This is a genomic window from Corynebacterium sp. HMSC08C04 (assembly GCF_001807495.1).
Lineage (GTDB): Bacteria > Actinomycetota > Actinomycetes > Mycobacteriales > Mycobacteriaceae > Corynebacterium > Corynebacterium simulans.
This window is the reverse complement of the sequence record NZ_KV789219.1, coordinates 13,438-26,862: the sequence shown is the minus strand read 5'-3', so window position 1 is coordinate 26,862 and position 13,425 is coordinate 13,438. Positions and strand designations below refer to the sequence as shown.

Here is a 13,425-nt window from a genome sequence, read left to right as displayed (position 1 = left end):
GACTCGATCCTATTTCTTGAGCTTCTTGCTCAGCGGCTTGAACGCGGACTTGATGGCCTTGAAGGATTCGGCATAATCGTCGAGTGCTTCGAGGCCAATATTGCGTTCACGCTGGTAAAGAAGGCCGTAACCAAAAGTGTCTTCACCGCGGCGGCGAGCGGTGTTGGCCAGCTCTAGGAGCTTGTCACGGGAAGTGACGGAGTCTTGGAAATCACCCAAGACCGATTGCATTTGCTTGCAAGCCTTGTACAGGCCCTTGGTCTTTAGGTTCGTCGCAGAACCGGCAGCCTCTGCTGCATAACGCAGCTTCTTAGCGGCCTTGCGCATGTCGTGGAAGTAATCCTCACGCTCGTGCAGCGATAGTTCTGGGTTATCCCAGTTCTTGATTGCCTTCTCATGACGCTTGACCAGCTTCTTGTACGCCTCGTTGAGGTGCATCGCCATGACCTGGTCCATGGACGGAGCTTCCTGCTTCTTGGCGGCAGCGTCCTTCTTTTTCTTCGGCGCGGTGTCCGTAGCCTCTGCTTCTTGGGCGGTCTCTTCCGAACCCGAGGCCTCAGCAGCGTCCGCGGCTTCTGCAGCTGGAGTAACGGTGGAAACTACTGTGGCGTCTTCGGTCTCTTCGGCATCATCTGCAGGCGCTTCCTCGGAGTCCTGTGCTACTGGTGGGTTGGCTAGTAGCTCATCAAGCGAATCCAGCAGCTCCAAGTAGCGCTCCGAATCGAGTGCGGCAACCACGTGGCGGTGAGCGCGGCGGTATGCGGTGCCCATGTCGCGTGAGATGTGCTCGCGCGTTGCCTCGTCCAATGTGTCGGAATCTTCGGAGGCAAGCAAGCTCTGCCAGCGTTCTTCAACAACCTCAGCGTCGCGTGCTACGCCTAGGATGCCGGCGAGAAGCTTTAGCTCAGATTCGATGCGCTCGATTTCCGGGCCAACGACAATGCCGTGGAAGGTTTGAATGTGGCTGCGCAGCTCGCGGGTAGCCACGCGCATCTGGTGGACAGAATCCCATTCGTTGCGACGGACGCGGGGGTCGTAGTCGACGAGCTTGTCACGGTTCGCCTTCAGCGCACTGACCACCGCGGCGGCAGCGGAATCCGGTTCCACGCTCGAAGTCTGCAGTGCTGGAGGAAGGGGCGCGTTGCGGATGGAATCGCCCAAAGCGGACTTCAGCTTGGACGGGGAGGAGGAAACGCGTGCGCCGGCGCCGATGAGGAGGGACGTGGCTTCGCGGATGAAGCGGCTTCCTTCATTGGTGCCTGGTAGGTCGCCGGCGAGCTCCACTTCCCACTCACGCCAGGTATGCTGACCGCCTCCTTGCAGGAAGGAGAAAGCGGTGACGTGGTCATCGCAGAATTCAGCAACCGGTTTTCCCTCGGCGTTAGCAAGAACCATCTCAGTACGGTTGTTATCAACCTGGGCGATGGGGGCAAGCGGGTGATTGCGGATAACGGAGCGAACCTCGTGGAGAAGCTCTGCTGGGACCTCGTAACGGCCATCTACTGGCTCGCCGAGCTCGGCATGAATCTCCGTTCGGCCTTGGCTGCCCGGAATCTTAATGTGCCAGCCATCATCATTTCCGCCCGTACGACGACGCAACGTGATCTTTGCATGGGTCAGACGCAGGTCTTCGGTGTCGTAGTAGATGGCAGAAAGTGCGTGGTGGTGGGTTTCAGCGATGTGGTCCACGCCAGCGAGCCGGGTGAGCTCAGGCAATTGGATGGATTCAGCGACTGCGAACTTTGCTTCGACTTCGAGGAAAGTCTTCGTAGACATGCACACACCTTTAATCAATACGTATTTAAGGAAAGAAGAGTTACTAAACGAAAGCCTACCCGTCAGCGTAGGTTAATGGGGCAGGCTTTCCAGACGTTAACTGGCGATCTGCCGCTGGCTGCTTGAGCCTATGGAATCGCCTGCAAGATGCGATTTTTCAGCCGCACTTGCACCATCGTGTACCCCGGCCCAACTACTGGCAGAAAGCGTCATTGCGGAAAGGTGAGGGAACAAGCGGTTGCGGGCTTCCTCGGAACCAACCTGGCGCTCATACAGCGCCGGGATTGCCTGCCGGGCAAGGCTGCGGCCATCGGCCTCATTGCCGGTTTCTGCCGTACGGGCATCTGCTGCTTCAGACATTCCGGTGAAGTTAGCTTCATCGAGCAACTCCGAGATGCGGGCGGCATAGGACAACCAGAAACTACGGCGGTAGGCGGCGGTCTCGCCGCGGCTGCGCGCCTGGGCCGCACCGTCTCCGGAGCGCATGTACCAGTCGCATTGGCGGCTCAAGGAATCGAAGAGCTGGGCCACATGCGCGGAATCTTCCGCCGTGCCAACAACGCAGGCGATGCCCTTTTCGTGCGCGAGGATTGAGGCGCAACCATTGTGATAGGCCACAACGCCCAGCAAACTCGCTTGGTGCTTTACATACGGGGCGTGGATATGCACGCGCCGAGCAAGGAAATCTGGAGCGTGCCCAGCAAACACATCTTCCACACGGTAGCGCTGTTGCAGGGACTGCGCCTTGGCAATGAGCGCATCCGCTTCATTCTCAAAGGGAGTGGATTCCGCCTTGCGCAGGAGGTTGTTTATCTTCTCGCGAATCTTCGCTTGCTTCGGATCAATATCCGCTTGGCGGTCCTTCGCGGCCGCGACCAAAAGCTCAGTATCACGCAGCTTAGGCAGTCGTAACAGCTCCAGGCTTAGCTTGCGAAGTGTTTCCTCCGGGAGAATCAGCGAGCCCGAACGTGGTGGCGCTAATTGCAGCCATTGCTTGCGCAGTACCGGCGAAGAAATGCGCGCCGGGACGCGTGGTGCGGCGCGATAGAGCAGGGGATGGACCTTAGGACCTAGAACGTGGAGGATATCGGCCGGTGCCCAGCCTTTCTCGGCGGCCCAGACAGCGTTGATGAGAGCTTCGTTGTGGAGAGCGCGGTGGGAGTGGTCAGTGTCTTGGTACATGGTTTTCCTTTCGGCTGTGTTCGAATGTGTGTTCAGCAAAGCACGCCGCCCAGACATCCCTTCCACGCATCGCCCCCACCTTTTGCCCCCGAGATACTTTGCTGAAATGGTCAAACGCCGCCCAAAGTAGTGTCTAATAGAGTGCGCAATTTACGCGTGTATCGCAGGTAAGGTTTAGAGCATGAACAGCCAACATGAATTCGTCCTCCGCACAGTCGAAGAACGCGATATTCGCTTCATCCGCCTGTGGTTCACCGACATCTTGGGCGCACTCAAGTCCGTTGTCATGAGCCCCTCCGAGCTGGAATCAGCATTCGAGGAGGGCGTAGGTTTCGACGGTTCATCTATCGAAGGTTTTTCCCGCATCGCCGAGTCGGATACTCTCGCCCTGCCAGATCCTTCGACCTTTCAGATCATGCCTTTCGACCAAGATGAGCCGGAGATTGCTTCGGCGCGCATGTTCTGCGATATTGCCCAACCAGACGGCCAGCCTTCCATGGTGGATCCGCGCCATATCCTGCGTCGCCAGGTCACCGAAAGCGCCAATGAGGGCTTTACCTGCATGGCTGCACCAGAAATCGAGTTCTACCTGCTGGAGCAATCGCCGGATAATACAAATCTCATCGCGACGGACAATGGCGGTTACTTCGACCAAGCCACCCATGACCGCGCGCCGAGCTTCCGCCGTCACTCCATGTCGGCGCTAGAGGCCTTGAGTATTGCCACGGAATTTAGCCACCATGAGACCGCGCCGGGCCAGCAGGAAATCGATCTACGCCATGCCGACGTGATGACCATGGCCGATAACATCATGACCTTCCGCCACGTCATAAAACAGGTGGCTGCTGACCAAAAAGTCCAGGCCACGTTCATGCCGAAGCCTTTTGAACACTTGCCAGGTTCTGGCATGCACACCCACTTGAGCCTGTTTGAAGGAGAGCACAATGCTTTCCACGATCCCGACGATGAATTTTCCTTGTCCCAAACCGCCAAGCAGTTCATTGCGGGCATTTTGGAGCACTCCGTTGAGTTGACTGCTGTGACCAACCAATGGACCAATTCCTATAAGCGCTTGATGTTCGGCAACGAGGCGCCGGGCTCAGCAACCTGGGGCGTTTCGAATCGTTCTGCGCTCGTCCGCGTGCCTACCTACCGTCTGGGCAAGGCGGAGTCGCGTCGCGTGGAGATCCGTTCGCTGGATTCTGCGATGAACCCATACTTGGGTTATGCCGTCTTGCTGGCAGCAGGCCTGCGTGGCATCAAGGAAGGCTACGAGTTGGGCGATCCCGCAGAGGACGATGTCCATCAGCTCACTCGCCGCGAGCGCCGCGCTATGGGCTACCGCGACCTGCCCGTCAGCTTGGACCAGGCCCTGCGTGAGTTTGAAAAGTCGGAGTTTATGGCGGAAGTCCTAGGCGAGCATGTCTTCGAGTATTTCTTGCGTGCCAAGTGGGATGAATGGCACTCCTATCAGCAGCAAATCACCAGCTTTGAGCTCAACCTCAACTACTAGTTAGGCACTTTAAAGGATTTTGATGCGCCCTATTGCAGTTCCCTCGCCGGCCACCCTAGGCCTTACTCGAGCGACGGCAGCTAAAGATCTTGAACAACTGGGCTGGGATAATCCCGAGTCGCTAGAGCTTTTGTGGACGCTCGCAGCTTCGGGTGATCCGGACCTTGCGCTGAACACGCTAATCCGCATGTATGAGGCTGTTCCCGAGCTCGATGGGCAGCTGCGTAGCAGCGAGGAATTGCGCGTGCGCACCTTAGCTTTGCTCGGGGCGTCGACAGCATTTGGTGATCACTTGGCTGCTAATCCCGAGCTGTGGCGGGAGCTGGCCAAGCCCTTGCCCACGCCAACTGAGATGCTGCAGGAGATTCTTGGCGCAGTGGGCGCTCAACCTGCAGATTTTACCGAGGACGCGCAAGAGGAACGCCCCGATACAGCCACGCCGGATTTGAACACGGCCGGCACCTACCGAGCCGCCGCAGGGGACCACAAGGCGGTGCTTAAGTCCACCTATCGCACGCTCATGATGCGCATCGCCGCTCATGATCTTGCGGGTACGTTTTTCTCCCGCAAGGGGCAGTCTGCGCCGCAGCCGCGCTTGGAGTTCCAGGTTGTCACGCGGCTTTTGACTGCGCTTGCCGACGCCGCCCTTACTGCCGCGCTCGCCGTCGCCATCCGCAACGTCTACGGCGACGACCCCGTCGACGCGAAACTGGCAGTCATGGCGATGGGCAAGTGCGGAGCTGGCGATCTGAATTACATTTCCGACGTCGATGTCATCTTCTTATCCGACGTCGTTACGCCGAAGATTACGCGGGTGGCCTCCGAGTTTAATCGAATCGGCTCGGCCTCCTTCTTCGAAGTCGATGCCAACCTGCGCCCCGAGGGAAAGTCCGGCGCGCTGGTGCGCACCTTGGAATCCCACGTTGCTTATTACAAGCGGTGGGCAGAGACTTGGGAGTTTCAGGCTCAGCTCAAAGCACGTCCACAGACCGGCTACTTGCCGCTCGGCGAGGATTACCTGGCCCAGATCGGTCCTATGGTGTGGACCGCATCCCAGCGTGATTCGTTTGTGGAAGATGTCCAAGCCATGCGCCGCCGCGTGCTGGATAATGTGCCAAAAGAGTTGCGGCAACGCGAGCTGAAACTGGGAGAGGGCGGGCTGCGCGACGTCGAGTTTGCGGTGCAGCTGCTTCAGCTGGTGCACGGCCGCTCCGATGAGACCCTGCGCGTTCTTTCTACGGTGGATGCGCTCACCGCCCTGGTCAGCGCTGGATACGTGGGGCGTGAAGATGGCACGCAGTTGATCGAGGCCTATGAGTTTCTCCGCTTGCTAGAACACCGTCTGCAGCTTGAGCGCTTCCGCCGCACTCACGTCTTGCCTCCCGCCGATGATAAGCAGGCCCTTAAATGGCTTGCCATCATCTCCGGGTTCACCCCGCAGGGCAATAAGTCCGCCGCCGAGCGCTTGGACCAGTACCTGAAGACCACGCGCTTGCGAATTCAGGATCTCCACTCCCGCCTGTTCTACCGGCCGCTGCTTAATTCGGTGGTCTCCATGTCCGCCGACGAGCTCAAGCTTTCTCCGGAGGCGGCAAAGCTGCAGCTGGCAGCACTTGGCTATGTCTATCCCGACCGCGCCTTTGAGCACCTGACCTCCTTGGCTGCGGGCACGTCGCGAAAAGCTAGGATTCAAGCCATCTTGCTGCCTACGCTCATGGGTTGGCTTTCCTCGACCGCAGACCCAGATATGGGCCTGCTTAACTATCGCAAGCTCTCTGAGGCTGCGTATGACCGGCAATGGTTCCTGCGCATGCTGCGCGACGAAGGCATCGTGGGGCAGCGTCTAATGAGCATCTTGGGCACCTCGCCCTTTGCTTCGGACCTCATCATTAGCGCTCCCGACGTCGTCAAGCAGCTCTCCGACGGCGCTTCGGGCCCGAAGCTGCTGGAAACCAAGCCCGAGCAGGTATCGAAGGCGTTGGTTAATTCCACCAAGCGTCATGCAGACCCCGACAAGGCGGTGGCGGTGGCCCGTAGCTTGCGCCGCGTGGAATTAGCGCGCATTGCCGCGGCGGACTTGCTCGGATTTATGTCAGTGCAGCAGGTGTGTTACGAACTATCCACGATTTGGGATGCCGTGCTGGAGGCAGCGCTGCGCGCGGAGATTCGTGCTTGGCTTGGCGACGCCGCGCAAGAGGAACCGCCCGCACGCATCGCCGTCATCGGTATGGGGCGCCTGGGCGGAATGGAGCTGGGCTTTGGCTCTGACGCCGACGTCATCGTGGTGGCCGAACCTAGCGAGGGTACAGACGAGACGGAAGCGGTCAAGTGGGCAATCGGGATCGTCGATAAGCTGCGGCGTCGGCTTTCTAAACCTTCCGGCGATCCGCCGCTCGACGTTGACCTGGGGCTGCGCCCAGAAGGCCGTTCCGGTGCCGTAGTGCGCACGATTGCCTCTTATGAGCGTTATTACCGCGAGTGGGGCGAGGCCTGGGAGATGCAGGCGCTGCTGCGTGCGGCCTTCGTCGCTGGCGATCGCAGCGTGGGGGAGAAGTTCCTAGCTATGGTCGATGGTTTCCGCTATCCCGATGATGGCGTTAGCGAAAAGACCTTGCGCGCGATTCGTCGTATGAAAGCTCGCGTGGATAACGAGCGTCTGCCGCGCGGTGCTGATCGCAACACCCATACCAAGCTGGGGCGCGGCGGGTTGTCCGACATCGAGTGGACCGTACAGCTTTTGACCATGATGCATGCCCATGATTACCCGGACCTCCACGATCCTTCGACGTTGCGCGTGCTGGACGCGGTGGAAAAACACGAGCTGATTCCGCCGGAGAAGGTTCAGGTGCTGCGGGATGCCTGGCTGCTGGCAACCGACGCCCGCAATGCCTTGGTGCTCGTGCGCGGCAAGCGCGTGGATCAGCTGCCGACGCCGGGACCACAGTTGGCCCAGGTGGCCGGTGCTGCCGGCTGGGCACCGGAGGACAACCAGGAATTCCTGGATACCTATCTCAAGACCACGCGGCATGCCCGCAAGGTGGTCGACGAGGTCTTCTGGGGTGAGGCGGAGACCTTCGAGCACGAAAATGCCTAGGCTGGGAAGGCAGAGAATGAAAACTGTCCCAGCATTGAGCTTAAAGAATTGAGAAAGCCATGTCTTTGAATTTGTCGCTTGATATCACCACCGCCACCTTGGCTGACTTGGAGGCCTTCCTAGCCGCCGCTCGGGCAGCCGGGGCCACAGGCAGCGACGCGCTAGAGCTGGAAGACGCGCAGCTTCGCGTAAGCATCACGAAGCCGAGGCCAGAAGAAAATATTCACGCCCCGGCAGATGAACCAGCCACCACACAACCAACGCAGCCGCAGGCTCCGCGTCATTCCCAGCAGCCGCGCAGCGCGTGGGAGCGCACCTTGGGCGATAATGCACTTCGCTCTGTCATCGATATTCTTTCTGAGCGTCTCGACCCACCACGTGGCGGCAGCTCATTTGGTAACTTCGGCCCAAGTATTTAGAACCGCTCTTAGCCAGGATTAGACTTCAAAACTGTGTACCGCAATAAGATCGTCGCCGTGTGGGCGATTGTGGCCGTGTTGGCTATCCTCGCACTGGGCATTGGCGTGTTTGCCACCACTCGAGATAATCCACCGGCTGGTGCGCAGACCGTGGCAGAGGCCATCGGTGGCGGTGTGCTGCAAAATGACAATTCGGCAGCGCCGTCGAATATCGATGAAGAGCGCATGTACTCGCTGGCTGAAGCGCTTGGCATTCCCCCCGAGTCGATGCCGCGCGACATGCTCGAATCCGCGAATCGCTCCGAGTCCCGCGGAACCATGATCCAGGTTTTGCGCAAAGCAATCGAGCAAGGCGTCCTCAATGATGAGGAGGCCGCCGTTATCCTCAAGGCCTTTGATCTGGGCCTGGTCAACCCGGCCGTCGATACCATCGTCGCGGAAAGTTCCCCAGCGCAGTAATCACAGGAACACACAGGTGCCGTGCAGGCTCACGCGAAGCATCTGGCAGGTGCCAGACTTAATGTAATCCTCGTAAATATAACGAATGCATAACGCATTGCGTGTGGAGGAGGAACATGAACTGGCGCGAGAAACTTGGCACCGCGATCGGCGTTTCATTGGCCGTAGCAATTCCGGTCACTGGCGGACTCGGCGTTTCCTATGCGGTCAATGCCATGCCGATAGAATCCAGTGCGGAAATTCCCATTAACTCTGATGAAGTTTCGCAAAGCCCGTTGAAGGAGCCCGGCCAGGAACTCGGGGAAGCGTTGCGTAGCTTCCATCCCGGCCTATAGTGGGCGAGTATGTTGCTGCGCTCCGTCTCGATAAAGAAACAGGAACTGGATAGCTACCTGCTCCAGCTGCCCATGGTGCAATACCTGCAGGACCTGCCTTACTTCGAGTTCACCTCGCCCGTGACCTGCTTGGTGGGTGAAAACGGGGCGGGCAAGTCCACGCTTCTAGAAGCAATCGCGCTGCGTCTGCGCTTTTCGCCCTTTGGCGGGCGCTACGACGACGCCAAGCGCATCCGCGCGCCTTTTCGCGGCCTGTCCGCGGGGTTGAACTGTAAGCTCGACGAGAATCTACAACGTGGCTATTTCTTACGCGCCGAAACGCATGAGTCCGTGCTTGAGGCGGCTAATAGCCCAGACGAGCGCGCCGGGCGTAATACCTTGCCGCGCGAGGTGGACTTGGAGCACCGCTCCCACGGCGAGTCTGTCTTCGACGTGCTGGGCGAGCATATCGACGGCCGCGGGCTTTATATCCTTGACGAGCCCGAAGCCGGATTGTCCGTCGTGCGGCAGATGGCGCTCGTGGCCGAAATTCATCAAGCCGCAGAACGCGGCGCCCAGTTCCTCATTGCCACGCACTCGCCGATTTTGCTTGCCGTGCCGGGCGCGGACATCGTCGAGCTTGGCGACGCCGGTTTCGAGAGGATTTCCTTCGACGCCGCCGAGCCCGTGGCGGCTACCCGGGAATTCTTGGAGGCGCCAGAGGAAACGATAAAGTTCCTGATTACCTAGGAGACGCTGACAACCTTGACCTTCGGGCCAGTGCCTCCGCCGCGCTTGCGCAGGAAGTGCGTGACAGCTACGCCGAGCATGCCCGCAAGCCAAATGATGAGGGAAGTTACAGCGGCCGCGTGGAAGTCGCCCAGTTCGTAGTGTGGAGCGTGGCCACGGCTATCGAGCACCATGCCAAAAATTTGCGCTGCCACCATCGAAGAGATGAATCCACCCATGTTGGCCAAGCCTGTTGCCGTGGCCACCACACTGCGTTCCATGTTCTCGCGCACGATGTCGAAGCCATAGTTCGAGCACGGAGAGCAAAACGAAATAGCCACCATGAGGATGAAAAGGCTGAAGAAGCTGTTGCCCCAGAGGAAGAAAGCCGTCCACGACATTATGTTGAGTGTCGTGAAAAACAGCGCCATCCAGTCGCGGAAACCCTGCGCACGCGAGGAAATCTTGCCGTGGATTGGTCCTAACGCAAACATGCAGATCGTATAAAAGGTCAGCACCGTTCCGGCCTGTACCTTGGAGATTCCTAGTCCCTCCGTCATGAACGGCATTCCCCACAACATGACAAATACAGTCGCACCCAAAAGGCCACAGAAGTGGATGAAAAATCCCTGCCATGCAACGGGGGAACGCAGCACCATGGCCAGTCTGGTGGCCAAGGAATGCGCCTGCGAATTGGGCTGCTCGGCGGGAGTTTCGATGATGCCTAGAGCTTCAGGCGTGTCCGCTACGGCAACCGCCGCAGCTAGTGCGATGAGAATGCCCGCCGCACCCAAAGCTACAAAGGCCGTGGTCCATCCGGTCCACCCCAAAAGCGCAGCGAAAGGAATAGCGGAGACGAACTGGCCGAGCTGACCCAACGACGAGGTCACCTGGGTAAACATTGGCGTGCGGTGCAAAGGGAACCAATATGGCAGGATGCGCATCACGGATAAGAAGGCCGTGGCGTCGCCCGCGCCAATCAAAAGCCGAGCGGCAATAGCCATCCAATAATTTGTGGTTAGGCCCAGTGCTACCTGCCCCACGCCCATGATGACAGCGCCAATAACGAGCAGTTTGCGAGGACCATACTTATCAATGAGCACACCCGTAGGAATCTGTGCGAACGCATAGATACCCAACTGCACTGAGGTGAAGACCGCAATGCGAGAGGCATCGACGTCGAAACGCTCCATCGCTTCCAGCCCCGCCACACCAAAAGAGGTGCGCCCGGTAATCGCCACGATGTAGACAAGAATCGCGGCAACCCAAATGGATAAGGCTTTGGTGGTCACAACTTCCCGTGGATTTGGCACAGACATGGCTGATACTTTACGCGTGCCCGACTATGATGCAGGGGGTGAAGTACATTTCTACGCGCGACGCTAACCGTCAGCCTGCTTCTTTTACCGATATTCTCTTAGGTGGGCTTGCCCTTGACAGCGGCCTTTACCTGCCGGAATCCTATCCGCAACTAAACGGCGCTGTGCTCAATGAATGGCGTCAGTTGCTCGCTGAGGAAGGCTACGCGGCGCTTGCGGCAGAAGTACTCAAGCTTTTCGTGGATGATATTCCAACTGATGATCTGGAGGCCATCGCGCAGCGCGCGTACACCCATCCTAAGTTCGCGAGCGAGGAAATTGTCCCCGTGACCGCGCTGGGTGATGGCCTTTTCATCGGCCACCTCTCCGAAGGACCTACCGCTGCCTTCAAGGACATGGCCATGCAGCTGCTCGGCGAGCTCTTCGAGTACGAGCTGGGCCGCCGCGATGAAACCCTCAACATCCTGGGCGCTACCTCGGGCGATACTGGCTCTTCTGCGGAATATGCCATGCGCGGGCGCACCGGAATCCGCGTCTTCATGCTGACCCCGGCGGGCCGCATGACTGCTTTCCAGCAGGCTCAGATGTTCGGCCTTGATGATCCGAATATCTTCAACATCGCGCTCGACGGTGTCTTCGATGATTGCCAGGATGTGGTTAAGGCAACCTCCAATGATGCCGGATTTAAGAAGGAATTCCGCATTGGCGCCGTTAATTCCATCAACTGGGCACGCCTTATGGCGCAGGTCATTTACTACATCAACTGCTACCTGAAGGTCACCTCTGACAACGAGCAGAAGGTCTCTTTCTCCGTGCCCACCGGCAATTTTGGTGATATCTGCGCCGGCCATATCGCCCGTTCGATGGGGCTTCCCATCGACAAACTCATCGTCGCCACCAACGAAAACGACGTGCTCGATGAGTTCTTCCGCACCGGCAACTACCGTCCGCGCCCGGCGGAGGAGACCTTCAAGACCTCCTCGCCGTCGATGGATATCTCCCGCGCCTCGAACTTTGAGCGTTTCGTCTTCGATTTGCTTGACCGTGATGCCTCGCGCACCGCGGAGCTCTTTGGCCCCAAGCTGAAGGAGGGCGGTTTCCAGCTCAGCACTGAGGAACTGCGTGCAGCCCGGGATGAGTATGGCTTTACTTCTGGTTCCTCCACGCATGCGGACCGCCTGGCCACCATTGCATCGGTCAAGGAAAGTTATGACTACCTGGTGGATCCGCACACCGCGGACGGCATCAAGGTCGCCCGCCAGGTGCAGAAGGAAGAGGACATCAAGACCCCGATCATCTGCCTGGAGACCGCCCTGCCGGTGAAGTTCTCCGAGACCATCGTCGAGGCTATCGGCACCAAGCCAGCAGTCCCGGAGCGTTTTGCTGGCATCATGGATGTGCAAAGGCATGTCACGGATCTGCCCAATGACGTCGCTGCAGTCCAAGACTTCATTCGCAGCTCCATCGCACAGACCGACGTGAAATAGCACCCCAGAGGAGCATAAAAGATGGCACAGGAACAGTTCTCCGGACCGGAATACTTCACCGAGTTCGATCCAGAGAAGTTCATCCGCGATCTCAAGGAGATGGCGGAGATGGAAAAGGAAAACAAGCAAGCTTCCGAAGCAGACAAGAACACCGATGGTGATGGCACGGTCTAGCTCGCGGGTACCACAGATAGCAGCCGCCGTGGCTTTAGCAATTGGCCTCGGCGGCTGCTCTTTGATCCCCACGCAGACGGTGCAGCACGCGCTTGGCGACGCCGCGGCCACCCTCACTGGCGAATCCGCCGCACCGGAGGCGTCGGAAAGCGATGCTCAGGTAAACAACGAGGGTGACGCGGAAGCCACGCCAGCGCAGCCGGAAAACCCCGCCGCGAGCCCCGGTACCTCGCGGCCTGCGCTCTCGCCCATGCCGGCGGGAACCGCGTTGGATATCTCCGCCCAGGAACCGAAACCAGGAGAGTATTTTGACTTCCAGATGTGCACCGCAGCGTGGTCTTTCTCGCTGGAAGATGGCCGCAACTTCGCGGTGACCGCATCGCACTGCGGCAAACCCGGCGACCGTGTGTGGGCCGGAAACGCGCATCGCACCTTTACTTTCCCGGCAGAACCAATCGGGGAAGTGGTCTATTCGGACTTGTATTCCGATACCACCCACGGCCTCGACTTCGCGCTCATCGAGCTGCATGCCGACGTGGGTTACTACACGCCGAAATACATGGAGGCCGGCGTGGCCACAACGGGCGAGCTCCCACAACAGCTGTGCAAGCTAGGGCGGATCACTGGGGAGACCTGTGGCGAGCTAAGCCATGGCCCGGAAAAGGGCGGGCTGAAGTCCGGCGAGATCCGCATGGAAACCACGGCCGCTCGGGCGCGCCTGTGCGGTACCCAAGGCGATTCCGGCGGGCCGATGTACGCCCAACTGCCAGGAGGACCCGCAATCGTCGGCGTAGTCTCTGGCACCACGCAGGAGCTAAAAGGTCAGTGCGCCGAAGCGTCGGACATGGAGCTTTCCTTTACCCCTGCAGCCGATATCGTAGCGCTCATCCCGGAGATTTTGGGCTCTGAAATAGCGCAGGCGGCCTAGCGCGGGCGCGGCCAAAAGCGGACAAAGAAAG

12 protein-coding genes are annotated in these 13,425 nt (G+C 59.0%); 9 read left to right on the top strand and 3 right to left on the bottom strand.

Going from position 1 to position 13,425, the window contains the following annotated elements:
• Nucleotides 1–9: 9 nt before the first annotated feature.
• The gene (locus HMPREF3169_RS08060; RefSeq protein ID WP_061923758.1) at nucleotides 10–1,776 is read right to left on the bottom strand and encodes a CYTH and CHAD domain-containing protein; all 1,767 of its coding nucleotides are present in this window, start codon (nucleotides 1,774–1,776) and stop codon (nucleotides 10–12) included.
• A gap of 96 nt (nucleotides 1,777–1,872) precedes the next feature.
• Entirely contained in the window at nucleotides 1,873–2,958 is a 1,086-nt protein-coding gene (locus tag HMPREF3169_RS08055) for a DUF2786 domain-containing protein (RefSeq protein WP_062043853.1), read from the bottom strand.
• A gap of 181 nt (nucleotides 2,959–3,139) precedes the next feature.
• Between HMPREF3169_RS08055 and HMPREF3169_RS08050 the strand changes: the two genes are divergently transcribed.
• The 6 genes from HMPREF3169_RS08050 to HMPREF3169_RS08025 all read left to right on the top strand — a co-directional run bounded on the left by HMPREF3169_RS08050 (nucleotide 3,140) and on the right by HMPREF3169_RS08025 (nucleotide 9,507).
• Nucleotides 3,140–4,471 (top strand): glutamine synthetase family protein, encoded by a 1,332-nt coding sequence (locus tag HMPREF3169_RS08050; protein ID WP_070456096.1) that lies wholly within the window; start codon nucleotides 3,140–3,142, stop codon nucleotides 4,469–4,471.
• 22 nt (nucleotides 4,472–4,493) lie between these two features.
• On the top strand, nucleotides 4,494–7,565 hold the full coding sequence (locus tag HMPREF3169_RS08045) for a bifunctional [glutamine synthetase] adenylyltransferase/[glutamine synthetase]-adenylyl-L-tyrosine phosphorylase (RefSeq protein ID WP_070456095.1): 3,072 nt from the start codon (nucleotides 4,494–4,496) through the stop codon (nucleotides 7,563–7,565).
• 59 nt (nucleotides 7,566–7,624) lie between these two features.
• Nucleotides 7,625–7,984, top strand: coding sequence for a hypothetical protein (locus HMPREF3169_RS08040; protein ID WP_061923747.1), 360 nt, complete (start codon nucleotides 7,625–7,627; stop codon nucleotides 7,982–7,984).
• Nucleotides 7,985–8,017: 33 nt separating this feature from the next.
• Nucleotides 8,018–8,443: a hypothetical protein gene (locus tag HMPREF3169_RS08035; protein ID WP_061923745.1), complete on the top strand. Its 426-nt coding sequence runs from the start codon at nucleotides 8,018–8,020 to the stop codon at nucleotides 8,441–8,443.
• A 116-nt stretch (nucleotides 8,444–8,559) separates the two neighbouring features.
• Entirely contained in the window at nucleotides 8,560–8,778 is a 219-nt protein-coding gene (locus HMPREF3169_RS08030; protein WP_070432644.1) for a hypothetical protein, read from the top strand.
• 9 nt (nucleotides 8,779–8,787) lie between these two features.
• Entirely contained in the window at nucleotides 8,788–9,507 is a 720-nt protein-coding gene (locus HMPREF3169_RS08025; protein ID WP_070456094.1) for an AAA family ATPase, read from the top strand.
• On the opposite strand, the gene HMPREF3169_RS08020 is transcribed toward HMPREF3169_RS08025, so the two are convergent.
• Nucleotides 9,504–10,805, bottom strand: a complete 1,302-nt coding sequence (locus HMPREF3169_RS08020; protein WP_061923739.1) for an MFS transporter — start codon at nucleotides 10,803–10,805, stop codon at nucleotides 9,504–9,506. The two genes, HMPREF3169_RS08025 and HMPREF3169_RS08020, sit on opposite strands and share 4 nt — an antisense overlap.
• A gap of 38 nt (nucleotides 10,806–10,843) precedes the next feature.
• Here HMPREF3169_RS08020 and thrC point away from each other — a divergent pair, with 38 nt between their 5' ends.
• Genes thrC through HMPREF3169_RS08010 form a run of 3 tightly spaced genes read left to right on the top strand, consistent with a single transcriptional unit; the run spans nucleotide 10,844 to nucleotide 13,394 of the window.
• Nucleotides 10,844–12,292: a threonine synthase gene (gene thrC / locus HMPREF3169_RS08015; RefSeq protein WP_070456118.1), complete on the top strand. Its 1,449-nt coding sequence runs from the start codon at nucleotides 10,844–10,846 to the stop codon at nucleotides 12,290–12,292.
• A gap of 21 nt (nucleotides 12,293–12,313) precedes the next feature.
• Nucleotides 12,314–12,466 carry a hypothetical protein gene (locus HMPREF3169_RS13150; protein ID WP_162839576.1) on the top strand — a complete coding sequence of 51 codons (153 nt, stop codon included), beginning with the start codon at nucleotides 12,314–12,316 and terminating at the stop codon, nucleotides 12,464–12,466.
• 28 nt (nucleotides 12,467–12,494) lie between these two features.
• The gene (locus tag HMPREF3169_RS08010) at nucleotides 12,495–13,394 is read left to right on the top strand and encodes a trypsin-like serine protease (RefSeq protein ID WP_246815615.1); all 900 of its coding nucleotides are present in this window, start codon (nucleotides 12,495–12,497) and stop codon (nucleotides 13,392–13,394) included.
• The last annotated feature ends 31 nt before the right edge of the window (nucleotides 13,395–13,425 follow it).

Bases quoted from the DNA above. Each gene is read 5' to 3' on its own strand.
- HMPREF3169_RS08060 (WP_061923758.1), bottom strand. From the start codon at position 1,776: ATGTCTACGAAGACTTTCCTCGAAGTCGAAGCAAAGTTCGCAGTCGCT.
- HMPREF3169_RS08055 (WP_062043853.1), bottom strand. From the start codon at position 2,958: ATGTACCAAGACACTGACCACTCCCACCGCGCTCTCCACAACGAAGCT.
- HMPREF3169_RS08050 (WP_070456096.1), top strand. From the start codon at position 3,140: ATGAACAGCCAACATGAATTCGTCCTCCGCACAGTCGAAGAACGCGAT.
- HMPREF3169_RS08045 (WP_070456095.1), top strand. From the start codon at position 4,494: ATGCGCCCTATTGCAGTTCCCTCGCCGGCCACCCTAGGCCTTACTCGA.
- HMPREF3169_RS08040 (WP_061923747.1), top strand. From the start codon at position 7,625: ATGTCTTTGAATTTGTCGCTTGATATCACCACCGCCACCTTGGCTGAC.
- HMPREF3169_RS08030 (WP_070432644.1), top strand. From the start codon at position 8,560: ATGAACTGGCGCGAGAAACTTGGCACCGCGATCGGCGTTTCATTGGCC.
- HMPREF3169_RS08025 (WP_070456094.1), top strand. From the start codon at position 8,788: ATGTTGCTGCGCTCCGTCTCGATAAAGAAACAGGAACTGGATAGCTAC.
- HMPREF3169_RS08020 (WP_061923739.1), bottom strand. From the start codon at position 10,805: ATGTCTGTGCCAAATCCACGGGAAGTTGTGACCACCAAAGCCTTATCC.
- HMPREF3169_RS13150 (WP_162839576.1), top strand. From the start codon at position 12,314: ATGGCACAGGAACAGTTCTCCGGACCGGAATACTTCACCGAGTTCGAT.